Genomic DNA, 22,001 nt, shown 5'->3' with positions numbered 1-22,001 from the left:
GTCAGGCGAGCGCCGGGGCGAGCCAGTCGGGGATCAGCGCATTGCCGAGCGCCTCGACCCGGCGGTGTTCGATCATGAGGCCGAGGTCGGGATAGGTCGCCCGCGTGCGATCGCCCGGTTCCGCCAACGGCGCGACGACCAGGCGCCGGTTGACCTTGGCCCGGTGATGCATGCGCGCGGTGTTTTCCTGGCCGATGTAGCAACCCTTGGTGAAGCTGACGCCGTTGAGTTCGCGCGCGTTGCACTCGAGCCAGAGCGTTTCGCCATTGCCGAGTTCGCCGATCCCTTCGGTCACACCGAGCGACAGGCGGTGGGCCTGCCACCCGTCGACGGGGTCCAAGGGGGGAGCGATCCAGCGCTGCCCGAGCGCGGGCAGGCGGGGATCGGCGACCCCTTCCGTCCCATCGCGCGACCAATGCACCGCCAGCCCCGTGTCGATCGCAATCCGGATCGCCCGGCGCAGGCGATAGAGCGTCAGCCGTCGGACGAGCGCCTCCGCCTGGGTCGCTTCGGCATCGAGGAGCAGGTCGTCGCCATCGGCCCAGACGAGAAAATCGAACAGTGCCTTACCCTGCGGTGTCAGCAGCGCGGTCCAGACCGGCAGGACGCCGGCGACGTCGTTGGTGACGAGGCCCTGCAGGAAGCCGCGCACATCCTCTCCGGACAGGCGGATGACGGCGCGATCGGTGAGCGTGGTGGCGTTCATGCCACTGCACCTAGGCTGTCGCCGTCATTTTCCAAGGTGGCGACACGGCGCCGACGACGATAGGAGGGCGCATGACCGATCGCCTGACCATCCGCCGCCCCGACGACTGGCACGTTCACCTGCGCGATGGCGCGATGCTGACGCAGGTCGCACGGCATACCGCGCGGCAGTTCGGGCGAGCGATCGTGATGCCGAACCTGACCCCGCCGGTGACGAGTGTCGCCGCCGCGGAGGCCTATCGGCAGCGGATTCTGGCGGCGGTCGGCGACGGTGGCGGCTTTACGCCGCTGATGACCTGTTACCTGACGGACGGCATCGACGCCGCGGAGATTGCGGCGGGACATGCGGCCGGCGTCTTCACCGCCTGCAAATTGTACCCGGCCCATGCGACGACCAATTCAGCGCATGGCGTCACCGATATCCGGGCGCTGACCGATGTGCTGGAGACGATGCAGCGGATCGGTATGCCGCTGCTGATCCATGGCGAGGTGACGGACAAATCGGTCGATATCTTCGATCGCGAGGCGGTGTTCATCGAGCGCGTGCTGATGCCGCTGATCCGGGACTATCCGGCGCTGAAGATCGTGCTGGAGCATATCACGACCGCGGAAGCGGCTGCCTTCGTCAGCGAGGTCGATCATCCGATCGCGGCGACGATCACGCCGCAGCATATCCTGATCAACCGCAACGCGATGTTCGATGGCGGCCTGCGTCCTCATGCCTATTGCCTGCCGGTGCTAAAGCGCGAGGCGCATCGGCTAGCCGTGCGGCGCGCGGCGACGTCGGGCAGTCCGCGATTCTTCCTGGGCACCGACAGCGCGCCGCACGTCGTCGGCGCAAAAGAGTCGAGCTGCGGTTGCGCGGGCATCTTCAATGCGCCCTTTGCGCTCGAGGCGTATCTACAGGCCTTTGACGAGGATGGGGCGATCGACCGGTTCGAGGGCTTCGCGTCGGAACATGGCCCGCGCTTCTACGGCCTGCCGCTGAACGAGGGCACGGTGACGCTGGTGCGCGAGACGGTGACGGTGCCCGAGCGGATCGGCGAGGGCGAGACGTCGGTCGTGCCGTTCCTGGCCGGCGATACGGTGGGATGGCGGTTCGAGGGGTAAGTCGTCGAACCCCACCCATCCGTCAGAAGGCGTCGTTGATCGAACAGGCCGCGGGGCCGAGGATGACGATGAACAGCGTCGGCAGGATGAACAGGATCAGCGGGATCGTCATGATCGCGGGCAGACGCGCGGCTTTTTCCTCGGCGCGCATCATGCGTTCGTTGCGAAATTCCGCCGACAGGACGCGCAAGGCCGACGCGAGCGGCGTGCCATATTTTTCGGTCTGGATCATCGTCGTGACCACGCCCTTGATGGCATCGAGTTCGACGCGCGTGGCGAGATTCTCGAACGCCTGACGCCGTTCGGTGAGGAAGCCCAGTTCGATCGCGGTCAGCGTGAATTCGTCGCCCAATTCGGGATAGGCGCGGCCCAGTTCCTTCGCGACGCGATGGAAGGCGGCGTCGACCGTCAGGCCGGCTTCGGCGCAGATCACCAGCAGGTCGAGCGCATCGGGCAGCCCCTTGCGGATCGCATCGGTGCGCTTGGTGATGGCGTTCTTGAGGTAGATGTCGGGCGCCTTGTACGATAGCACCAGCGTGCCCGCGACCAAAGCATAGCGCTTCAACGCGGACCAATCGTCGAAGGTCGAGGTGCCGTAGACGATGAACGCCATGATCCCGCCGAACACGATCGGCAGCACCATTCGCCCGAAGATGACGCCGACCGCCCAATCCTTCGACCGGATGCCGGCGCGCATCAGCTTGAGCTGCGCTTCCTTAACCTGGCTGTCCTGCAGCACTTTCAGCGACGACAGCATCGTGCGCATCAGGTCGGTGGTGTCGTTGCGCTGGATCAGCTTGGCGCGCCGCTTGGTGGAGGCGGTAATGCCGGCCTTCAGCTGTTCGCGCCGGTCGTTCAGTGACTTGACGCGCTTGCTCATCGGGTCGCTGACCGTCGTCGCCGCGTAGATTGCGATCATCACCGCGAAGGCGGCGACGCCCGACAGGATCGTCGCGACCCACAGCACGTCGATACCCATCAGTGTCGGACCGGAAGCCTGCATGTCTCTACCCGTTCCCGCCGTCAGATTTCGAAGCTGACCATCTTGGCCATGATGAATACGCCGATTCCCATCCACAGCAGCCCGCCGAGGCCGGTGATGATGAGACGCGGGTCGACGAAGAAGTTCTGCATGTAGCTGGTGTTGATGAACCAGATCATCGTGAAGACGATGAAGGGCAGCGAACCGACGATATAGGCCGACGCCTTCGATTCCGACGACATCGCGCGAATCTTGAGCTTCATCTGGCCGCGCTGGCGCAGCACCGTCGCGAGGTTGGCGAGTGTTTCGGCGAGGTTGCCGCCGGTTTCGCGCTGGATCGCGATGGTGATGACGAAGAACTGGAATTCGGGCGTGCCGAGCCGATCGGCGGTGTCCTGCAACGCCGCGTCCATCGACTTGCCGATCTTCATCTTGTCGGCGACCATGCGGAATTCCTCGCCGACAGGGCCTTCCACTTCGTTGCCGACGACCTGAATCGTCTCGCTGACGGGTAAGCCGGAGCGCAGGCCGCGGACGAGCAATTCGATCGCGTCAGGGAATTTGGCGGTGAATTTGGCGATTCGGCGCTTGATGAACTGGCCGACGAGCCAATGCGGTATCCCTGCGCCGACCGCGAGGCCGAACAGCAGTGCGAGCAGCAATGGCGCGCCCTTCAGCCACAGCAGGCCGGTCATGACGGCAACCAGCCCGGCGCTGACCATGCCATATTGGCCGACCGTCCAGTCGTAACCGGTCATCGCCAGTCGCTTGGCGAGCTGTTCGGGGTTGGGCAGCAGGCGGCCGAAGGCGATGTCGGACCGCGTCTGTTCACGCCCCGCCGCGATCCGCCGCATCTGCGCATCGGCGACGACGCCGCTGTCGCCGTGCCGTTCGCGCATCGCGGCGATGCGCCGCGTCTGCGCGCGCTGCGGCGAGGGGCCGGCGAACACGAACAGCACCATGCCCAGCGAGATCGTCGCGCCGAGACCCAGCATCAGAAGGGAGAACAGATCCATCGCGGCGCCCTTGCCCGACGTTATTTCTTGCTGCGCTTCGACAGCATCGCCGACATGCCGCCGAGCAAGGACTTGCTCTTGGGCTTGCCGGTGCCGCCGTCATCGTCACCCACGACCATGTCGTCGGCGGCGTTGAGCACATGGCGGGTCAGCGCGATGATCGGCGCGATCGTGCGCGAATTCTTGCCGGCCTCGGCCAGCGGCTTGCCGAGCTTGGCCGCCTGCGCCGCGAGCTTCTGGTCGAAGGGGATCAGGAAATCGATCTTGCGCTCGATCGACCCTTCGAAATCCTTGCGGCTGATTTCGAGCTGGCCCGCGGCGTGGACGCGATTGGCGACGACGGTCACCTGCGTCTGCGGCGCGTTGGCCTTCAGCCAGGACAGCAGCCGGATCGTGTCGCGCGCGGCGGCAAGCGTCAGCTCGGTCACCACGACCATCGACTGCGTGTCGCGGATGAGGTGCGGGTAGAGGATCAGCATGCTGCGCGGCAGATCGACCACGGTCGCTTCGAACGCGGCGCGCATTTCCTCCTGCAACTGAAGAAAGGCGGTGCCGTCGGTCATCAGCGGCGTGTTGATCGGCGCTTCGGCGGAGAGGACCGCGAGCTTCTCGCTGGCCTTCACCATCGCGCGTTCGATGAACAGGCCGTCGATGCGGCTGGGATTTTCGATCGCGTCGGTGAGGCCGCGGCCGGGCTCGAGGTCGAGCGTCAGCGCGCCGGTGCCGAAATGCACGTCGAGGTCGAGCAGCGCGGTCGTGCGCTTTTCCTTGTCGCTGACCAGCCAGGCGAGCGAGGTCGCGATCGTCGACGCACCGACGCCGCCACGTGTGCCGATCACGGCGATCGCGCTATGCGGCCGGTCGAGGCTGGCCTCGATCGGCTTGGGCGCGTTGAGCATCGCATGCGCGTGGCCCAGTGATTCGCGCAGCGCGTCGGGCTGCAACGGCTTGAGCAGATAGTCCTGGATGCCGCTCGCGATCAGATCGCGATACAGGCGCACGTCGTTCACCTGGCCGGCGGCGATCACCACCGTGCCCGGCTCGCACACTTCGGCCAGCGCATTGATATCGTTGAGCGGATCACCCGATTCGGCGAGGTCGACGAACAGGATCTGCGGGCTTGCCGAAACCGACAGCGACTGCACCGCGTTGCGCAGGCCGCCCTTATAGACCTTGTCGATCGACCAGCCCATGTCGCCGGCGATCGGGCGCAGCGCTTCGGCGCTGGCCTCGTCGCAGACATAGGCGGCGAAGGGATCGCGGCTGACGATGCCGGCCGGTTTCCACGGCGCGTTCATATCAACGGCCCCCCTTGGCGCTGACCTGTTCCAGCGCGCCTGCGCCGGTCGCCGGTTTCTTGCGATAGGCGTCGATCGCCTTGGCGGTGAGCACCGGATCGCTGATCGGATCGTGGTCGACGCCGCGCACCAGATCGCCCGGACGAGCGACCATCGCGGCCAGATTGGTGTTCACCGCACAGCCGAAGTTCGACGAGGTATTGGCGTCGAATTCGTGCGAGGCGTCGCGGCTCCAGTCGGGGCAGCCGGGAACGCGCGCGTGCATGCGGCTGACGACGACGCGGACCGTGCCCGGCGTCACCGGGGCGGCAGTGACCGGGTGATCGTCCGACAGCAGCAGGCCATAGCTGGCGACCACGGCCGCGACTTCGTCGCGCGCCGCGACCGGGATCGGGCCACCGGCATCGACGCCGACGCGATCGCCGAAGCCCAGATGCATGGTGTTCATCCAGTCCGACAGGCGGCGCGCTTCGCTGGGGGCGAGTCGCCCGCCCGCGGTGGCGACGTCGAGAGCATAATCCTGCCGGGAGACGACGGGCTGATGCACCGAGGTGATCCCCGGATTCTGCGTGCCCATGCAGCCGCCGAGCAGCAAGGCCGGCGCAGCGAGCGTCGCACGCAGCGTGGCAGGAAGGATCGAACGCTTGGTCATCGCAGCCATGTCCTTGGAGCAAGCCATCAGTTGGAAAAGCCGGGGACGGGCGCCGCGCCGGCCCGGCGCACGGTCGCGCGCGGATCGGCGCTGGTGCGCGGCGAGGCGGGAGCGGGCGCGCGGCCGACCGGCACCGCGGCGGCGGCTCCGATCGTCGGCGAGACCGCCATCGGCGAACCCGGCACCATCACGGGTCCCGGTCGCGGGCCACCCGGCGTGCCGGATATTTGCCCGAGCAGCAGGCGTTCGGCGTCGGTCGGTGCCCGATAGCCATCGGTCGGCATCGCGATCTGCGACAGGCTGTTCACCGGCTTCACCAGATACGGGGTGATGATGATGACCAGTTCCGTCTCGTTGCGCTGGAAGCCGTTCGAGCGGAACAGCGAGCCGATGATCGGCAGGTCGCCGAGGAACGGCGTTTTCTGGATCGTGTTGTTGTGGCCGTTCTGCAGCAGGCCGCCGATCATCATGCTCTGGCCCGATCCCAGTTCCAGCGTCGTTTCGACGCGGCGGGTGGTGAGGCCGGGCACGCGTGTGCCGTTGAGCTGGACGGCATTGGCGTAATCGAGCTGCGACACTTCGGGGCGGACGCGCAGGGAGATGCGCCCGTCCGACAGCACCGTCGGCGTATAGGCCAGGCTGACGCCATATTGCTTGTATTCGACCGAGGTCGTGCCGAAGCCGCCCGCAATCGGCACCGGCACTTCGCCGCCGGCGAGGAAGGTGGCGGTCTCACCCGACAGAGCGGTGAGATTGGGGTTGGCGAGCGTCGTCACCTGACCGGTCGTCTCGCCCAGGTCGAGCGCGCCGATCACGTCGATGCCGAACAGCTTGCTGGCTAGGCCCAGCGTCGCACTGTTCGCGGCCTGGGTGATGAGGCTGCCGCCGGTGGCGGGGGTGGTGAAGCCCGTGCCCAACGGGCCGCCGGGCGCGAAGTTGGTGCTGGCGCCGCGGCCCTGCGCGAGGCCGAACTTGAAGCCGCTGGTGGCGTCGTTGGTCTGCCAGTTGACGCCGACGTTCTTAATGAAGTTGCGGCTGACTTCCGCGACGCGAACCTGCAAATTGATCTGCAGCGGCGTCGCGGTGCGCAGGCGCGAGAGGACCTTGGTCGTATCGCCGACATAGGCCTGGACCAAGCGCTCGGCTTCCGCCGCATCGCCGGGCCCGGCCACCGTGCCGGTGAGCAGGACCAGGCCATTCATCGGCGTCGCGGTCAACTGCGCATCGGGCATCGCCAGACGCAGCATCGTGCTGATCGAATCGAGGTTCTGGCCGACGCGAACCGTGGTCGCATAGACGACCGCGCCGCCCTTTGCGGTGGCGGAGATCGTCGTCTCGCCGGTCTTTTTGCCGTAGATATAGAGCTGGGTCGGCGAGCGGACCTGCACGTCTGCGATGGTTTCGTCGGCGACGAAGACGTCGCTCATCGCGCGCGGCAGCGTCACCAGGCGGCCGCGGCCGGTGTTGACCTGCACGATCGACGATCCCGCCACGCTGGCGCCGCCGGCGGGCAGGCGCGCATCGGCGCTGCCGCCGAGGCTGCCGGCCGCGAGCACGAGGCCCAGCGCCAGTCCGAGCGATGCCGTGCGCGGCGGCGCGGTGCGCCGGCGTGCGTCGGCAGATACGGTGGTGCGCATCTTAATTCTTCCCCCCGACCGGAACGACGGTCACGTTGTTGCCGCGCGCGACGCGCACGACGGGTCCCATGGCGACGGCGGTGCTTCCCGCTGCCGCACCCGGCGTACCCGCACCCGGCAGGGGCACGCCCTGGACCGAGGCCGGGCCATTGCCCTTGCCGGTCGGCACCGTGCTGCGCTGGTAGCGCGACACGTCGGCGCCGGTGGCGAAGCTGGAGCTGCCGCTTTGCGGTTGGGCGGCGACGCGCAGCATCATCGCCTTTTCGCCCTTCGCATCGCCCGGCACCTTCACCGCGCCATTGGCGATCGCTTCTTCGAGTTCGCTGGGATTGTCGGCCAGCGCGCGCAGCGACAGCGACAGTTCGCCGATCGTGCGGGCGACGGCGACCTGCTCGGCCATCTTGGGCGTCGCCTCCAGCGTGACGGTAGAATAGGTGCTGACCTTGGTCTTGCCGTCCTCGCCCGCGACATTGTCGGTGCGCTGGTCGGTGGCGAGCACGCGGACGTTGCGCATGATCGTTTCGGATACCTTGAGCGGCGGACCGTCGCCCCCGCCGGCAACCGTCTGCGTCAGGACCAGGTCGATCCGGTCGCCCGGAAAGACGAAGCCCGCCACCGCGGCCTGATTCGACACGGCGACGGTGACCGCGCGCATGCCCGGGCCGAGCGCCGCGGCCAGGAAGCCGCGATCCCCCGGCGAGACGAGCGCGCCCTTGGTGAGCGGCTGGCCGGCGGTGATCGCGTTGCGCACCACCGTGCCCTGCAGCTTGGTGATGTCCGTCGTCGGCTTCAGATAATAGGCGCCGTCGACCAGTTCCTTGGGCCAGGGCTGAAACTTCAGCGCGGTCGCGTCCAGGATGGTGCCGACGGGCAGCGCCCGCGTCGCGACCAGTACTTCCGGGCCGGTGACGGGCGGCGGTGGTGGCGGCGTGCCCATGGCAGCCGCCTGCGGCGCCGCGGACCCGGCGATGAGCGTGCGAGCGAAGAATGCCGTAATGCCGGCCACGAACAGCGCGCCCACCAGCAAAACGATCTTGCGACTATCCATGTCTCATCGGGCCTTTCAGGTCGCCGGTGGTTGATCCGACGGTAATCATTGCAGCGGAGTGGTTAAGATCGGGTTTGCGCCACCTGGGCCGCAGCCGGCCCAGGACCGTCGATCGGCAGGATCGCCGGCAGCACGAGCAGCGCGGCGGCCGCGATGGCGACGCCATAGGGCACCTCGATCGTGCCGAAGGCGCGGCGGCGGCGCTGGTCGATCATCATCAGCACGGTGATCGCGCCGCCCAGCACCGCCATCACCATCAGCATGTCGACGAGGCTGCCGAGCGGCAGCCACAGCGAGATGGCGGCGATCATCTTGACGTCGCCGCCGCCCATCCAGCCGGCGGCAAAGGCGCCGACGAATACCCCGAAGACGATGGCGGCGACGAGCAACTGCACCCCGACGTCGGTCCAGCCCAATCCCAGCGCCCACCACCATAGTGGCGCGAGCAGCGCGATCGCCGCATTCTTGGCATTGGCGATCTCGCGGGTGCGCGCATCCTCGATCCCCGCCGCCAGCAGCAGTGCGGCCAGGACCACGGCGAGTCCGACGATCGCGAAAGCGTTCCATCCCATCACGCGATCACTGGTAGACGGCATGGCTTGCCAAACCGTAACCATGATGGCGATGACCCTGATTTGCATGACTCCATCGGCATGACCGCCGCCAGCACGAGCCTATCCGCCGATCCCGACGCGCTGCGCCGCGACTGGCCTGCGGGGTCGCGCCTGTCCGAATGGGTGGCGCCCGACGGCTGGCGCCATCGCCGGTTCGACTGGACGCATCCCGCCCCGCGCGGGCGCATTCTGGTGCAGGGTGGTCGCGCCGACATCATCGAGAAGTTCGTCGAGACGATGGGGTGGCTGCACGATCACGGCTGGTCGGTGACCGCATTCGACTGGCGCGGGCAGGGCGGGTCGGGCCGGCTGTGCGCCGATCCGCACGTCGGCCACGCAACGAGCTTTGCGCCCTGGGTCGAGGACCTCGGCCATTTCTGGCGCGCGTGGCGGGCGGAGGCGGATACGCCGGTGGCGCTGCTCGGCCATTCGATGGGGGGGCATCTGGTGCTGCGGGCGCTGGTTGAGGGGCGGGTCGATCCCGATGCGGCGGTGCTGGTCGCGCCGATGGTCGGCATCCGCTCGCCGATTGGTAACCGGCTGGGCGCGCTGCTGGCGCGGGCGCTGGCACGGCTCGATCCGACGCGAGCAGCGTGGAAGGTGCGCGGCGATGCGGCCTCCGCCGGGCATCGCGAGCGGCTGCTGACGCATTCGCACGAACGCTATGCGGACGAAGCCTATTGGTATGCGCGCGATCCGGCGCTGCGGCTGGGGCCGCCGAGCTGGGGATGGGTGGCCGAGGCGTTCGTGTCGGGCGCGCGGTTGCAGGCCGATCCGCGGCTCGCCACGCTGACGACGCCGATCCTGATGCTGGTCGCCGACGAAGACGGCCTGGTCGATCCCACCGCCGCGGTGCGGCTCGCCGGGCGGTTGCCCGATGTTGAGCTCGTACGGTTCGGGCCCGAATCGGCGCATGAAATCCTGCGCGAGGCGGATGGGGTGCGGCTGCGGGCCTATCGCCTGATCGATGCCTTCCTCGCCAAGCGGCTGGCGGCATGATCCATGACATCGCCATCGTCGGCGCAGGCATCGCCGGCGCGAGCCTTGCCGCGGCGATCGGGCGCGATGCCCGCGTGCTGCTGCTCGAGGCGGAGGATCAGCCTGGATACCATGCGACGGGGCGGTCGGCGGCCTTCTGGTCGGAAACCTATGGCGGGCCGGGCATCCAGCCGCTGACCAGCGCGTCGGAGGCGGGCTTGCGCGCGCATGACGTGCTGACGCCGCTCGGATCCTTGCATATCGGGCGCGCCGAAGATGTAGGCGCGATCGACGCGCTGCTCGCCGCCTTCGCCGATACGCCGGTCGCGCTGGCGAGGGTCGATCCACGCGATTTCGTACCGGGGCTGCGTGCCGACTGGACGCTGGGCGTGATCGAACCGAGTTGCGCCTATATCGACGTCGCCGCTTTGCACCTCGCGTACCTCGGCATCGTCCGGCGGATGGGCGGCGCGATCGTGACACGGGCCGGACTGATCGCGGCCCATCACGCGGACGGCGTATGGACGATCGAGACGGCGGCCGGCGCTTATCGTGCCCGCATCTTGGTGAATGCGGCGGGGGCGTGGGCGGATGCGGTGGCGGTGCGCGCGGGCGCCCGGCCGCTCGGCATCGCCCCCTATCGGCGGACGATGGTGCAGCTGCGTACCGATCCCGCCGCACCGTCGGCGATGCCGCACGTCAAGGACATCGGCGGGCGCTTCTACTTCAAGCCGGAGGCGGGCGGGCGGCTGTGGCTGACCCCGCATGACGAAACGCCGGTCGACCCAGGCGACGCGGCTGCCGACGAGATGGATGTCGCCATCGCGATCGAACGGTTCGAGGGCGTCGTCGATTGGCGCGTCGATGCGGTCGAGCGGCGCTGGGCGGGGCTGCGCAGCTTCGCGCCGGACCGTTTGCCGGTGTACGGCTTCGATCGCGACGTGCCGGGCCTCTTCTGGTGCGCCGGCCAGGGTGGCTTCGGCATCCAGACTGCGCCCGCCGCGGCCGCGCTGGCGGCGAGCCTGTTGCTGGGGCGCAGCCTGCCCGACTGGCTGTTGGGCGTGGACCCGGAGCGGTATGCGCCGACGCGCTTCTAGCGCGCCCGTTTCTTTGCTATGGCGCTGCGCATCGTATCAGCGGGAGTGTCGTCGTGGCGCACAGGTTCGTGATCGAGAAGAACAAGGCGGGCGAGTTCGTCGCCAAGTTCAAGTTCAACAACGAATTGATCTGGTGGACCGAGGGCTATGAGAGCCGTGCCTCGGCGCGCAACGCGATCGCCTCGATCCTGAAGAATGGGCCGACCGCCGAGGTGCAGGAGGACTGACGGTCAGCCTGTTGCCGCCGCCCCGGCTCCGCGGCCGGGGTAGTGGGCGGGATGGCGTCAGCTCGCCGGGCGGCTTGCCGCCAGCGCCGCATCGCTGGCGAGCTTGTCGACGCGTTCGTTGTCAGGGTGGCCGGCGTGGCCCTTCACCCAGACCCACTCGATCTCGTGCTTCTGCGTTTCGGCGAATAGCGCCTGCCACAGTTCGGCATTCTTGACCGGCTTCTTGTCGGCGGTGCGCCAGCCGTTCTTGCGCCAGCCGTGAATCCAGCGGGTCAGGCCGTCCATCACATATTTGCTGTCGGTCGACAGGCGGATGCGGCACGGGCGAGTGAGGACGCGCAGCGCCTCGATCGCGGCGGTCAGCTCCATGCGATTGTTGGTGGTGAGCGTCTCGCCGCCCGACAATTCCTTTTCGTGCGTGCCGAAGCGCAGCAGCGCGCCCCAGCCGCCGGGGCCCGGATTGCCTTTGCACGCGCCGTCGGTGGCGATTTCGACGAGTTGCGGTTCGGTCATGCGAAAGCCTCCGGATGCGCGTCATACCAGTCGAGGCGGCGCAGATAGGCGAGGGGGTCCTTGCGCGTCACCAGCGCATCGGCCGGGGTATTGAGCCAGTCCCACGCGCGGGTCAGCAGGAACCGGATGCACGCGCCCTTGGCCAGCACGGGCAGCGCCGCGCGCTCCTCGGCGGACAAACCGAATGCCGCGTCATAACCGGCGAGCACCGCGGAGCCGACGCCATCGAGCGGCGCGCCGATGGAATCGAAGGCCCAGGAGGTGTGCATCACCGCGATGTCATAGGCGCGGATGTCGTTGCAGGCGAAGTAGAAATCGATGAGTCCCGTCACCTGGTCGCCCAGCATCAGGACATTGTCGGGAAACAGATCGGCATGGATGACGCTGGTGGCGAGATCGCGTGGCCAGGCGGCCTCGACCGCGGCCAGCGCCGTGCCGATACGGCCGTAGAGGCCGGGTGCGATGCCATCGAGGTCGCGGCCGCAGCGATCGAGCAGGGGGCGCCAGTCGGCCACCCCCAGCGTGTTGGGCCGCTGCCCGGCGAAGTCGGCAACCGCGCCGTGCATGCGGCCGAGCGCGGCGCCCGCTGTGACCGCCTGTTGCGGCGTGGGGCGCGAGAGCGAGATGCCAGTCAGGAAGCGGATCAGGCAGGCGGGACGCCCTTCCAGCGTCTGGATCGCGACGCCTTCGCGATCGGCGAGTGCCGGCGGCACCGGCAAACCGCGCGCGGCGAGGTGATCGAGCAGGGCGAGGAAGAAGGGCAGGTCGCCCGCGTCGACGCGCTTTTCATACAGCGTCAGGATGAAGCGCGAGGTGGTGGTGTCGACGAGGTAATTGCTGTTCTCCACCCCTTCGGCGATGCCCTTGGCCGAGACGAGGTCGCCGACATCGTCGTAGCGGCGCAGGAAGGCGTCGAGGGATTCGGCGGACACCTGCGTGTAGACGGCCATGACGGTCTCTCTTTCTCTCCTCCCTCTCAGGGAGGGGCTGGGGGTGGGTGGCGTGCTCGTGGTGCGGCGGCGTCGGGCGCCCGGTGGCCGTTTCGCCTGGACGCCACCCACCCCCGACCCCTCCCTGATAGGGAGGGGAGACGCGCCTATGCCGCTTCCAGCCCGCGCGGCAGCTTGAAGGCGATCGTTTCGCGCGTCGTCTCTTCCTCGCGCTCGGTGACGTCGTAGCGGGTGGCGAGCAGGTCGACGAGCTCGCGCACCAGCTGTTCGGGCGCCGATGCGCCGGCGGTGATGCCGAGCGTGCCGACGCCGTCGAGAAACGACCAGTCGAGATCGGCGGCGCGCTGGATCAGCCGGGCGGGGATTCCCTCGCGCTCCGCCACCTCGACGAGGCGGACGGAGTTGGACGAATTGGGCGCGCCGATCACCAGCATCGCATCGCACTGGCCGGCGATCGCCTTGACCGCGGCCTGCCGGTTCGACGTCGCATAGCAGATGTCCTCGCCGCGCGGCGCCTGCATCAGCGGGAAGCGACGCTGCAGCGTGGCGACGACGGCGGCGGTATCGTCGACCGACAGCGTCGTCTGCGTCAGGAAGGCGAGGTTGGCGGGATCGGGTGGGGTGAAGGCCTCGGCGTCTTCGACCGTCTCGATCAGCGACATCGCGCCTGTCGGCACCTGGCCGAACGTGCCGATGACCTCCGGATGGCCGGCGTGGCCGATGAAGACGATATGGCGGCCGGCATCGACCAGCCGTTCGGCCTGGCGATGCACCTTGGACACCAGCGGGCAGGTCGCGTCGAGATAGGACAGGCCGCGATCCTCGGCGGCGGCGGGCACGGATTTGGGCACGCCATGCGCGGAGAAGACGACGGGCACGCCGTCGGGCACCTGGTCCAGCTCTTCGACGAAGATTGCGCCCTTCGCCTTCAGCGTATCGACGACGAACTTGTTGTGGACGATCTCGTGCCGGACATAGACGGGCGCGCCGTGCTTTTCGATCGCGAGTTCGACGATGCGGATCGCGCGGTCGACCCCGGCGCAAAAGCCGCGCGGCGCGGCGATCAGCAGGTCGAGCGGAAGCCGGGCGGTGCCGGCGGCGGCGTCTGCGGAGATGGAGGCCATATCCTGCCGCTTACGCGATTGCTTGCGCGCGCGAAAGGCGGTTCCTATGGTGCGCGCCGCAACGCCGGCCCCGTGCCGGCGCTGGTCCTGCTCGTTCGACAAAGGTACGCGTCCTCGTGAAAACCCCGGCAATCGGCCTTTGCGCCCTCGCGTTGATCCTGTCCGGTTGCACGGGCAAGGGCGAGATCGTGGAAGGCGGCATCACCGCCGTGCGTTCGGCCTGCCCGACGGTGGGCGTCGCGGCGGGCACCGGCGACATCACGCTGTTCGATCCGGCGACCAGCCGCGACGAGAATGCGATCGACGTGGTCGCGAACATGACGCACGTCCGCGGCACCTGCGCGGACGTGGGCGACGACATCACGACGACGATCACCTTCGACGTGCTCGCCCGCCGCACCCGCGCCGATGCGGCGCGCGACGTGACGCTGCCCTATTATATCGCGATCGTGCGCGGCGGCACGGCGGTGACGGCGAAGCGCAAGGGGACGGTGACGGTGCATTTCGATGCCGGCCAGACCCGCGCACAGGCGAGCGGCACGGCATCGACCACGATCGGCCGTGCCGCGGCGACGCTGCCGGAGTCGGTGCGCGAGGAACTGACCAAGAAGCGCAAGGCCGGCGACGAGGATGCCGCGGTCGATCCGCTGACCAAGCCCGAGGTGCGCAGCGCCGTGCTGCGCGCGACGTTCGAGGCGCTCGTCGGCTTCCAGCTGACCGACGACCAGCTGAAGTATAACGCGCAGCGGTAAGGGCGGGCGGTCACCGCCTTCCCGTCGTCACCCCAGACGTGTTCCGGGGTCCACTCCGCGGCGAGGGGGACGGCTGGAGGCACAGGCGCTACCCCCGCGGCCCGGTGGACCCCGGAACACGTCCGGGGTGACGGGGGATATGGGGCGGTCGTCTCGTTTACCCAACTTGGCCCGATCGGCCGCTTTCTCAATTGACTAAACCGGCCTCGCTCGCCAGAGCGGCGCGTGTCGATGACGGTGCGAACCGTCATGGGCATGCGCGGGAGAGAGCCCCCACGAAAGGGGCCGCCGAAGGAGCAACCACCCCGGAATCTCTCAGGCAAACGGACCGCGCAGGCCTTATCGATACTCTGGAAAGCGCCCCTTCTAGGGGCCACCGAAGGGGTAAGCCGGCGGTGCCGGCGAAAGCTCTCAGGTTCCCGTGACAGAGGGGGTTCGACGGATCGTGACGGCGGGTATGCTCCCGCAGGAACGGTCGCGTGGCCTTGATCTGGAGACGGTTGATGAGCGAGACGCTGACGGAAACCCTGCCCGACCCGCTCGATGGGATCGACGAGGGCGATGAGCCCGCCATCCTGCACCTGCCGCTCGACGCCTGGCACCGCGCCCGCGGCGGCCGCATGGTGCCGTTTGCCGGCTATGAAATGCCCGTCCAGTATGAAGGCATCATGGCTGAGCATCTGTGGGTGCGCGACTCGGCCGGGCTGTTCGACGTTAGCCACATGGGGCAGGTGACGCTGACCGGGGACGGCCTGGATGCGGCGGCGATCGCCAAGGCGCTGGAAGCGGTGCTGCCGGGCGACATCGTCGGTCTGGCGCCGACCAAGATTCGCTATTCGCTGCTGCTGAACGACGAGGGCGGCATCCTCGACGATCTGATGGTGACGACGCTGCCGGCAGACGGCGCGCATCCGTTCGGTGAGGCAAGCTATTATGTCGTGGTCAACGGCGCGACCAAATATGACGACCTTGCCTATCTGCTCGACGTGCTGCCCGACGATGTGACGCTCAACCTGATGGACGAGCAGGCGCTGCTCGCGGTGCAGGGGCCGAAGGCGGTCGAAGCGGTCGCGCGGCTGGTGCCGGGTGTCGAGAGCCTCGTGTTCATGACCGCGGGTGCGTTCGAATGGAACGGCCATGCGCTGTGGATCAGCCGTTCGGGCTACACCGGGGAAGATGGCGTCGAGATTTCGATCCCGGACGAGGCGGCTGCGGCCTTCGCCGACGCCCTGTGCGAGCAGCCCGAGGTGAAGCCGATCGGCTTGGGCGCGCGCGATTCGCTGCGGCTCGAGGCCGGGTTGCCGCTGTATGGTCACGACCTTGATCCCGAAACGACGCCGGTGATGGCGGACCTGGGCTTCGCGCTGTCGAAGCGGCGTCGCGAGGCTGGCGACTTCGCCGGTGCCGGCCGCATCCTCGCCGAGCGCGAGAGCGGCGCGGCGGTGAAGCGCGTCGGCCTGTCGGTCGGCGGGCGCCAGCCAGTGCGCGAGGGCGCGAGCGTCGTCGATGCGGATGGCGCGGTGATCGGCCGCGTCACCAGCGGCGGCTTTGCCCCCAGCGTCGGCGCGCCGATCGCGATGGCCTATATCCCCGCCGATCTGGCAAGCGCCGGCACCGCCGTCCGCCTCGTCCAGCGCGGCAAGATCCATGAGGGCGTCGTCACCCCCATGCCTTTCGTTCCCCACCGCTACGTCCGCAAGGCGTAGGCTTTCTGGAGCCAGTCAAGATGAGCCGTTACTTCACCGAAGATCACGAATGGGTCGACGTCGATGGTGACATCGGCACGGTCGGCATCTCGGAATATGCGCAGAGCCAGCTGGGCGACATCGTGTTCGTCGACGTTCCCGAAGACGGCAAGGCGCTGTCGAAGGGCGACGAGGCCGCGGTGGTCGAATCGGTGAAGGCGGCGTCGGACGTCTATTCGCCGGTGTCGGGCAACGTGCTGGAAGGCAACAGCCAGCTCGCCGACGATCCCAGCCTCGTCAACTCGGACGCCGAGGGCGAGGGCTGGTTCTTCAAGATCACGCTGAGCGATCCGTCCGAGCTGGAAACGCTGATGGACGAGACCGCCTACGAAGCGTTCGTCGCGAAGCTGTAAGACCTGCTCCCCTCCCGGGAAGGGAGGGGCTGGGGGTGGGTGGAGTGCTTGCTGTACGGCCGCTGCGCCGGGCAAGCCTTGCCGTACCACCAGGACGCTACCCACCCCCGACCCCTCCCTTGCAGGGAGGGGAGGAGCCTATGATGCGCTATCTGCCGCTTACCCAAACCGACCGTGAGTCGATGCTGTCCGTCATCGGCGCCGCCAGCATCGACGACCTGTTCGTCGACGTGCCCGAGGCCGCCCGGCTCGACGGCCCCGTCCATGGCCTGCCCAATCACGCCACCGAACTCGCGGTCGAGCGGCATATGGCCAAGCTCGCGCGGGCGAACACGGTCGCTGGCGAAGTGCCCTTCTTCCTCGGTGCGGGCGCGTATCGGCATCATGTGCCCGCGACGGTCGACCACCTGATCCAGCGCGGCGAGTTCCTGACCGCCTATACGCCGTATCAGCCCGAGATCGCGCAGGGCACGCTGCAGATGTTGTTCGAGTTCCAGACGCAGGTCGCGCGGCTGCTCGGCACGGACGTGGCGAACGCGTCGATGTACGACGGCTCGACCGCCTGCTGGGAAGCGATCGGCATGGCGCGGCGCATCACCAAGCGCGGCAAGGCGATCCTGTCGGCGGGTCTGCACCCGCATTACGTCAGCGTCGCCAAGACGATGGCGAAGTACACCGGCGATACGCTGGACACGACGACACCCTGGCTGACCGGCGAGATGGACATCGATCGGCTGATCGAGAAGATCGACGGCGATACGTCGTGCGTCGTCGTCCAGTACCCGGACATCCTCGGCCGCATTGCCGACCTGACGCCGCTGGCCGACGCCTGCCACAAGAACAAGGCACTGCTGATCGCAGTCGTCACCGAGCCGGTCGCGATGGGTGCGATCCGTAGCCCAGGCGAAATGGACGCCGATATCGTCGTCGGCGAAGGCCAGTCGCTGGGCGTCGGCCTGCAGTTCGGTGGCCCGTACGTCGGACTGATGGGCTGCAAGGAAAAGTATATCCGCCAGATGCCGGGCCGCTTCTGCGGCGAGACGGTGGACGCCGACGGCAAGCGCGGTTTCGTGCTGACGCTGTCGACGCGCGAACAGCATATCCGTCGCGAAAAGGCGACGAGCAACATCTGCACCAATTCGGGCCTGTGCGCGCTCGCCTTCTCGATCCACATGACGCTGCTGGGTGAGGCAGGCCTGCGCCGGCTCGCCGCGATCAACCACGCCGGTGCTTGCCGTGCGGCAGATCGCCTGAGCAAGGTGCCGGGCGTCGAGCTGGTGACGCAGAGCTTCTTCAACGAATTCACGCTGAAGCTGCCCAAGGAAGCGCGTCCCGTCGTCCGCACGCTGGCGGATCGCGATATTCTGGCGGGCGTGTCGCTTGGCCGGCTGTATCCGGGCGAGGATGCCCTCGCCAACGGGCTGATCGTCGCGGTCACCGAAACGACGACCGCGGAGGACGTCGAAACCCTTGCCGCCGCACTCGAGGAGGTTTTCGCATGAGCATCAACCAGAGCGGCTGGCGCCCCGAGATGACCGCGCGTGACAATGCGGCGGGCCAGACCTTCACCGGCAATCGCGCGCTGATGCTGGAAGAGCCGTTGATCTTCGAGATCGGTTCGACCGAGACGACCGGCGTCGACTTTCCGGACGGCGACGTCGCGGGATCGCGGTTGGGCGACCTGACGCGCAAGCAGCCGATCGGCCTGCCGGGCCTCGCCGAGCCGGAAACGATCCGCCATTATACGCGGCTCAGCCGGCAGAATTACGCGATCGACCTGGGGCTGTTCCCGCTCGGCTCGTGCACGATGAAGCACAATCCGCGCCTCAACGAACGCGTCGCGCGGATGCCGGGCTTTGCCGACGTCCATCCCTTGCAGCCGGTCGATACCGTGCAGGGCGCGCTGGGCGTCATCAACGAACTGGCGGTGTGGCTGATCAAGCTGACCGGCATGTACGGCGTCGCGATGAGCCCCAAGGCGGGCGCGCATGGCGAGCTGTGCGGTATCCTGTGCATCAAGGCGGCGCTGGAGAAGCGTGGCGAGGGGCATCGCAAGGTCGTGCTGGTGCCGGAATCGGCGCACGGCACCAATCCGGCGACCGCTGCCTTCGCGGGCTTCACCGTCGAGGATATCCCCGCGACGCCCGACGGCCGGATCGACACCGCGGCATTGGAAGCGCGGTTGGGGCCGGACGTGGCGGCGGTGATGATCACCAATCCCAACACCTGCGGCCTGTTCGAACGCGATCTGAAGCGCATCTCGGACGCGGTGCATGCCGCTGGCGGCTACGTCTATTGCGACGGCGCGAATTTCAACGCCATCGTCGGGCGGGTGCGTCCGGGCGATCTGGGCGTCGATGCGATGCACATCAACCTGCACAAGACCTTCTCGACGCCGCACGGCGGCGGCGGGCCGGGGTCCGGGCCGGTGGTGCTGTCCGAAGCACTGGCGCCGTTCGGGCCGCTGCCGTTCACCGCACGGATGGCGGACGGTCATATCCAGCTGATCGAGGAAGAGACGGCGGGCGACGACCATCCCGACACGTTCGGCCGGATGACCGCGTTCCACGGCCAGATGGGTATGTTCACCCGGGCGCTGACCTATATCCTCAGCCATGGCGCCGACGGCCTGCGCCAGGTCGCCGAGGATGCGGTGCTCAACGCCAATTACGTGCTGCGCAGCCTGGAAGGCACGCTCGACGCGCCGTTCGCGAAGGCGGGGCCGTGCATGCACGAGGCGATCTTCAGCGACGCCAACCTAGCCGAGGGCTTCTCGACGCTCGACGTCGCCAAGGGGCTGATCGACGAGGGGTTCCACCCGATGACGGTCTATTTCCCGCTCGTCGTCCATGGCGCGATGCTGGTGGAACCGACCGAGACCGAATCGAAGGCAGCGCTCGACCAGTTCATCGGCGCGCTGCGCAGCGTGGCGGAGCGGGCGAAGGCGGGCGATGCCAGCCTGAAGACCGCGCCGCACTTCGCCCCCCGGGCCCGGCTCGACGAGACGCTGGCGGCGCGCAAGCCGGTGCTGGTGTGGAAGGAGCAGCCGCTGGCCGCGGCGGCGGAGTAACGGCGTCTCCCCTTCCGTCAGGTGCCTGTCCTCGCTACCCTTCGCCCGAACAGGGCAGGGGTAGCGTATGCAGGTACATCAGGCGGGCGGCTGGATCAGCTATGCGATCCCGTTCGTCATCATCGCGATCGTCGTGGCGATCCGGTGGAAGCGGATGAGCCGCGTGACGCCGCTGAAGCTGGAGCGGCTGTGGATGCTGCCCGCCGCCTATGCCGCACTCGTCGTCTTCGCCTTTACGATGCATCCGCCCAAGGGGCTGGCGTGGCTTTTCTGCCTGCTGGCGCTGGGGCTTGGCGCGGCGCTGGGCTGGCAGCGGGGCAAGATGATGCGGATCACGTTCGATCCCGAAACGCATCGGCTGAACCAGACGTCTTCGCCCGCCGCGCTGCTGTTCATCGTCGTCCTCATCGTCGTGCGCAGCGGGGCGCGGGGGGCGATGAGCTATAGCGGCGGCGCGTTCGATCCGATGGCGGCGACCGACGTGCTGATGGCGCTGGCGCTGGGCCTGTTCGCGGCGCAGCGGCTGGAGATGTACCTGCGCGGCAAGCGCATGCTCGAGGCGGCGCGCTAACCCGCGCGCCGTTGCGCCGTGGGCGTGCGGCCGATGCGCTTCCGCTTTTCGGCGTAGAGCATCGCGTCGGCGCGGCGGGCGAAGTCGCGCAGCGAATGGCAGTCGGTATCGAACATCGCATGGCCGATCGACCCCGCGCTCGTCATCGTGATGCCGCCGGCGCTGACGGGGACGCGCAGCGCGCCTTCCAGGCCGCGGCACAGCTGTTCCGGGTCGGCGATCAGCGCGGGCGCGGTGACGATCAGCGCGAATTCGTCGCCGCCGATCCGCGCCGCGAAACAGTCGCGCAGCCACGGCTGGGTCAGCGCCGCGCCGGTTAGCCGCAGCACGTCGTCGCCCGCGTCATGGCCGAGCGCGTCGTTGATCGCCTTGAACCCGTCGAGATCGATCAGCATCAGCATCAGCGCGCTGCCGTCGGTACGGGCGCGGGTCATCGCCGCATCCAGTTCGCGGTCGAAGGCGGCACGGTTGGCGATGCCGGTCAGCGCGTCGGTGTCGGCCGAGCGGCGCAGCTGCGTTTCGAGGCGATGGCGTTCGGTGATGTCCTGGAATACGCCGACCAGCGCCTGGACGCTGCCGTCCTCGCCACGCTCCGCCTCGCCCGCCGCGCGAACCTGCAACAGCCGCCCGTCGGCGGTGTGAAGCGCGGATTCGAAGTCGAAGGGCTCGCCGGTCCGCACCGTGCGGCTGATCGTTTCCGAAATCTGGTCGCGCATATACGGCGGGTAAAATTCCAGCGCCTTGCTGAGCGGCGGCTGGTCGCCGGTCGGCACGCCGTGGATGCGAAAGACGTTTTCCGACCATTCGAGCTGCGAATCGCCGAGAGACAGGCGCCACGATCCGATCCGCGCGATGCGTTCGGCCTGGCGGAAGATCTTGTCCTGCCGCGCGAGGTCGCGGACGAGTTGTTCGCCGGTCGTCGCGATGCGGATCGCCTCCATCGCATTCCGCCGTGCGGCGATCAGCACCTCTGCCAGTGTTCCGAGGTGGCGCAGCGCCGCTTCGCCCGCCGCGTTCAGCGAGCGCGGCGTGACATCGAGCACGCACAATGTCCCGATCGGCTGCGTCACGCCCTGGCCGTCGACGACATGGATCGGCACGCCGGCGTAGAAGCGGTTGCCCGCGTCCGTCACCACCGGGCTGGTGCGATAGTGCGCATCCAGCGTCATGTCGGTGATAACCATCAGCTCATTCTGTCGCACGGTGCGGTCGCACATCGCGACGTTGCGCCCAAGTTCGTTCGGACCCGGCGCGTTCATCGCCTTGACCCAGATTCGCTCGCGATCGACGAGGCTGATCAGCGCGGTGGGACAGCCGAGCAGGTCTGCGGCCAGCGCGACCACCGCGTCGAATTCGCGTTCGGGCTCGCTGTCGAGCAGGTTGAGCGCATGCAGCGCCGCCAGGCGACCGGCTTCGTCATAGGCCGCCTGTGGAGGAAGGACAGCATCGTTCATGACATTTCCCATGCCATCCAAGGTCTTAAAATGTCCTTCCCCCACGGGGCGGTCCGAGCCACAACTGCGACGGAATGAGCGAGACCGATCCTTACGAAACGATGC

The 22,001-nt window shown here is 68.0% G+C and carries 22 protein-coding genes and 1 riboswitch; of the genes, 10 read left to right on the top strand and 12 right to left on the bottom strand.

All coding sequences use genetic code 11. The features are described from left to right. Position 1: 1 nt before the first annotated feature. Positions 2 to 706: a YgfZ/GcvT domain-containing protein gene (locus A7E77_RS05520; RefSeq protein ID WP_063686446.1), complete on the bottom strand. Its 705-nt coding sequence runs from the start codon at positions 704 to 706 to the stop codon at positions 2 to 4. A 71-nt stretch (positions 707 to 777) separates the two neighbouring features. On the opposite strand from A7E77_RS05520, the gene pyrC reads away from it, so the two are divergent. After that, a complete protein-coding gene (pyrC, locus tag A7E77_RS05515; protein ID WP_063686445.1) occupies positions 778 to 1,815 on the top strand; it encodes a dihydroorotase in 1,038 nt (345 codons plus the stop codon). A gap of 22 nt (positions 1,816 to 1,837) precedes the next feature. Here pyrC and A7E77_RS05510 read toward each other — a convergent pair whose 3' ends face one another. From A7E77_RS05510 to A7E77_RS05480, 7 genes are all read right to left on the bottom strand, one after another. Beyond that, on the bottom strand, positions 1,838 to 2,818 hold the full coding sequence (locus A7E77_RS05510; RefSeq protein WP_024310354.1) for a type II secretion system F family protein: 981 nt from the start codon (positions 2,816 to 2,818) through the stop codon (positions 1,838 to 1,840). 20 nt (positions 2,819 to 2,838) lie between these two features. After that, the gene (locus A7E77_RS05505) at positions 2,839 to 3,813 is read right to left on the bottom strand and encodes a type II secretion system F family protein (RefSeq protein ID WP_018250623.1); all 975 of its coding nucleotides are present in this window, start codon (positions 3,811 to 3,813) and stop codon (positions 2,839 to 2,841) included. A 20-nt stretch (positions 3,814 to 3,833) separates the two neighbouring features. Next, a complete protein-coding gene (locus tag A7E77_RS05500) occupies positions 3,834 to 5,111 on the bottom strand; it encodes a Flp pilus assembly protein ATPase CpaE (RefSeq protein WP_017980053.1) in 1,278 nt (425 codons plus the stop codon). 1 nt (position 5,112) lies between these two features. Next, positions 5,113 to 5,772: a CpaD family pilus assembly protein gene (locus A7E77_RS05495; protein WP_063686443.1), complete on the bottom strand. Its 660-nt coding sequence runs from the start codon at positions 5,770 to 5,772 to the stop codon at positions 5,113 to 5,115. A 17-nt stretch (positions 5,773 to 5,789) separates the two neighbouring features. Continuing rightward, on the bottom strand, positions 5,790 to 7,400 hold the full coding sequence (locus tag A7E77_RS05490) for a type II and III secretion system protein family protein (protein WP_063686441.1): 1,611 nt from the start codon (positions 7,398 to 7,400) through the stop codon (positions 5,790 to 5,792). Position 7,401: 1 nt separating this feature from the next. Then, positions 7,402 to 8,448 carry a Flp pilus assembly protein CpaB gene (gene cpaB / locus A7E77_RS05485; RefSeq protein ID WP_063686439.1) on the bottom strand — a complete coding sequence of 349 codons (1,047 nt, stop codon included), beginning with the start codon at positions 8,446 to 8,448 and terminating at the stop codon, positions 7,402 to 7,404. Positions 8,449 to 8,510: 62 nt separating this feature from the next. After that, the gene (locus A7E77_RS05480) at positions 8,511 to 9,020 is read right to left on the bottom strand and encodes a prepilin peptidase (RefSeq protein ID WP_043059808.1); all 510 of its coding nucleotides are present in this window, start codon (positions 9,018 to 9,020) and stop codon (positions 8,511 to 8,513) included. Positions 9,021 to 9,101: 81 nt separating this feature from the next. Here A7E77_RS05480 and A7E77_RS05475 point away from each other — a divergent pair, with 81 nt between their 5' ends. The 3 genes from A7E77_RS05475 to A7E77_RS17290 are packed head-to-tail and all read left to right on the top strand — an operon-like array spanning position 9,102 to position 11,364. Further along, the gene (locus A7E77_RS05475; protein WP_063686437.1) at positions 9,102 to 10,061 is read left to right on the top strand and encodes an alpha/beta fold hydrolase; all 960 of its coding nucleotides are present in this window, start codon (positions 9,102 to 9,104) and stop codon (positions 10,059 to 10,061) included. Beyond that, entirely contained in the window at positions 10,058 to 11,137 is a 1,080-nt protein-coding gene (locus A7E77_RS05470) for an NAD(P)/FAD-dependent oxidoreductase (protein ID WP_063686436.1), read from the top strand. The genes A7E77_RS05475 and A7E77_RS05470 overlap by 4 nt, the downstream gene beginning before the upstream one ends. A 53-nt stretch (positions 11,138 to 11,190) precedes the next feature. Further along, a complete protein-coding gene (locus tag A7E77_RS17290; protein WP_017980046.1) occupies positions 11,191 to 11,364 on the top strand; it encodes a YegP family protein in 174 nt (57 codons plus the stop codon). 57 nt (positions 11,365 to 11,421) lie between these two features. On the opposite strand, the gene rnhA is transcribed toward A7E77_RS17290, so the two are convergent. From rnhA to ispH, 3 genes are all read right to left on the bottom strand, one after another. After that, on the bottom strand, positions 11,422 to 11,877 hold the full coding sequence (gene rnhA, locus A7E77_RS05465) for a ribonuclease HI (RefSeq protein WP_017980045.1): 456 nt from the start codon (positions 11,875 to 11,877) through the stop codon (positions 11,422 to 11,424). Beyond that, positions 11,874 to 12,827, bottom strand: a complete 954-nt coding sequence (gene thrB / locus A7E77_RS05460) for a homoserine kinase (protein ID WP_063686433.1) — start codon at positions 12,825 to 12,827, stop codon at positions 11,874 to 11,876. The genes rnhA and thrB overlap by 4 nt, the downstream gene beginning before the upstream one ends. Before the next feature lie 146 nt (positions 12,828 to 12,973). Beyond that, the gene (ispH, locus tag A7E77_RS05455) at positions 12,974 to 13,951 is read right to left on the bottom strand and encodes a 4-hydroxy-3-methylbut-2-enyl diphosphate reductase (RefSeq protein ID WP_192930021.1); all 978 of its coding nucleotides are present in this window, start codon (positions 13,949 to 13,951) and stop codon (positions 12,974 to 12,976) included. Positions 13,952 to 14,103: 152 nt separating this feature from the next. On the opposite strand from ispH, the gene A7E77_RS05450 reads away from it, so the two are divergent. The 6 genes from A7E77_RS05450 (at position 14,104) to A7E77_RS05425 (ending at position 20,442) form a co-directional block, all read left to right on the top strand. Continuing rightward, the gene (locus A7E77_RS05450) at positions 14,104 to 14,703 is read left to right on the top strand and encodes a hypothetical protein (RefSeq protein WP_063686429.1); all 600 of its coding nucleotides are present in this window, start codon (positions 14,104 to 14,106) and stop codon (positions 14,701 to 14,703) included. Between the two features lie 250 nt (positions 14,704 to 14,953). Beyond that, a riboswitch (glycine riboswitch) is annotated at positions 14,954 to 15,044 on the top strand. Positions 15,045 to 15,206: 162 nt separating this feature from the next. Then, positions 15,207 to 16,409 (top strand): glycine cleavage system aminomethyltransferase GcvT, encoded by a 1,203-nt coding sequence (gene gcvT, locus A7E77_RS05445; RefSeq protein ID WP_063686427.1) that lies wholly within the window; start codon positions 15,207 to 15,209, stop codon positions 16,407 to 16,409. A gap of 20 nt (positions 16,410 to 16,429) precedes the next feature. Further along, positions 16,430 to 16,801 carry a glycine cleavage system protein GcvH gene (gene gcvH / locus A7E77_RS05440; protein ID WP_017980040.1) on the top strand — a complete coding sequence of 124 codons (372 nt, stop codon included), beginning with the start codon at positions 16,430 to 16,432 and terminating at the stop codon, positions 16,799 to 16,801. 143 nt (positions 16,802 to 16,944) lie between these two features. Further along, positions 16,945 to 18,303, top strand: coding sequence for an aminomethyl-transferring glycine dehydrogenase subunit GcvPA (gene gcvPA / locus A7E77_RS05435; protein ID WP_063689740.1), 1,359 nt, complete (start codon positions 16,945 to 16,947; stop codon positions 18,301 to 18,303). Then, the gene (gcvPB, locus tag A7E77_RS05430) at positions 18,300 to 19,871 is read left to right on the top strand and encodes an aminomethyl-transferring glycine dehydrogenase subunit GcvPB (protein ID WP_063686425.1); all 1,572 of its coding nucleotides are present in this window, start codon (positions 18,300 to 18,302) and stop codon (positions 19,869 to 19,871) included. The genes gcvPA and gcvPB overlap by 4 nt, the downstream gene beginning before the upstream one ends. Positions 19,872 to 19,938: 67 nt before the next feature. Then, positions 19,939 to 20,442: a CcdC protein domain-containing protein gene (locus tag A7E77_RS05425; protein ID WP_063686424.1), complete on the top strand. Its 504-nt coding sequence runs from the start codon at positions 19,939 to 19,941 to the stop codon at positions 20,440 to 20,442. Here the strand turns inward: A7E77_RS05425 and A7E77_RS05420 are convergent. Continuing rightward, complete coding sequence (locus A7E77_RS05420) at positions 20,439 to 21,896, bottom strand: diguanylate cyclase domain-containing protein (RefSeq protein ID WP_063686422.1); 1,458 nt, start codon at positions 21,894 to 21,896, stop codon at positions 20,439 to 20,441. The genes A7E77_RS05425 and A7E77_RS05420 overlap by 4 nt on opposite strands. Between the last annotated feature and the right edge of the window lie 105 nt (positions 21,897 to 22,001).

This window comes from Sphingomonas sp. NIC1 (genome assembly GCF_001638925.1).
GTDB lineage: Bacteria > Pseudomonadota > Alphaproteobacteria > Sphingomonadales > Sphingomonadaceae > Sphingomonas > Sphingomonas aquatilis.
The sequence above is the reverse complement of the archived record's forward strand: the minus strand, read 5'-3'. Positions and strand labels throughout refer to the sequence as shown.

Coding starts and splice junctions, on each gene's coding strand:
- A7E77_RS05520 (WP_063686446.1), bottom strand. CDS start 706: ATGAACGCCACCACGCTCACCGATCGCGCCGTCATCCGCCTGTCCGGA.
- pyrC (WP_063686445.1), top strand. CDS start 778: ATGACCGATCGCCTGACCATCCGCCGCCCCGACGACTGGCACGTTCAC.
- A7E77_RS05510 (WP_024310354.1), bottom strand. CDS start 2,818: ATGCAGGCTTCCGGTCCGACACTGATGGGTATCGACGTGCTGTGGGTC.
- A7E77_RS05505 (WP_018250623.1), bottom strand. CDS start 3,813: ATGGATCTGTTCTCCCTTCTGATGCTGGGTCTCGGCGCGACGATCTCG.
- A7E77_RS05500 (WP_017980053.1), bottom strand. CDS start 5,111: ATGAACGCGCCGTGGAAACCGGCCGGCATCGTCAGCCGCGATCCCTTC.
- A7E77_RS05495 (WP_063686443.1), bottom strand. CDS start 5,772: ATGGCTGCGATGACCAAGCGTTCGATCCTTCCTGCCACGCTGCGTGCG.
- A7E77_RS05490 (WP_063686441.1), bottom strand. CDS start 7,400: ATGCGCACCACCGTATCTGCCGACGCACGCCGGCGCACCGCGCCGCCG.
- cpaB (WP_063686439.1), bottom strand. CDS start 8,448: ATGGATAGTCGCAAGATCGTTTTGCTGGTGGGCGCGCTGTTCGTGGCC.
- A7E77_RS05480 (WP_043059808.1), bottom strand. CDS start 9,020: ATGGGATGGAACGCTTTCGCGATCGTCGGACTCGCCGTGGTCCTGGCC.
- A7E77_RS05475 (WP_063686437.1), top strand. CDS start 9,102: ATGACCGCCGCCAGCACGAGCCTATCCGCCGATCCCGACGCGCTGCGC.
- A7E77_RS05470 (WP_063686436.1), top strand. CDS start 10,058: ATGATCCATGACATCGCCATCGTCGGCGCAGGCATCGCCGGCGCGAGC.
- rnhA (WP_017980045.1), bottom strand. CDS start 11,877: ATGACCGAACCGCAACTCGTCGAAATCGCCACCGACGGCGCGTGCAAA.
- thrB (WP_063686433.1), bottom strand. CDS start 12,827: ATGGCCGTCTACACGCAGGTGTCCGCCGAATCCCTCGACGCCTTCCTG.
- ispH (WP_192930021.1), bottom strand. CDS start 13,951: ATGGCCTCCATCTCCGCAGACGCCGCCGCCGGCACCGCCCGGCTTCCG.
- gcvT (WP_063686427.1), top strand. CDS start 15,207: ATGAGCGAGACGCTGACGGAAACCCTGCCCGACCCGCTCGATGGGATC.
- gcvH (WP_017980040.1), top strand. CDS start 16,430: ATGAGCCGTTACTTCACCGAAGATCACGAATGGGTCGACGTCGATGGT.
- gcvPA (WP_063689740.1), top strand. CDS start 16,945: ATGCGCTATCTGCCGCTTACCCAAACCGACCGTGAGTCGATGCTGTCC.
- gcvPB (WP_063686425.1), top strand. CDS start 18,300: ATGAGCATCAACCAGAGCGGCTGGCGCCCCGAGATGACCGCGCGTGAC.
- A7E77_RS05425 (WP_063686424.1), top strand. CDS start 19,939: ATGCAGGTACATCAGGCGGGCGGCTGGATCAGCTATGCGATCCCGTTC.
- A7E77_RS05420 (WP_063686422.1), bottom strand. CDS start 21,896: ATGAACGATGCTGTCCTTCCTCCACAGGCGGCCTATGACGAAGCCGGT.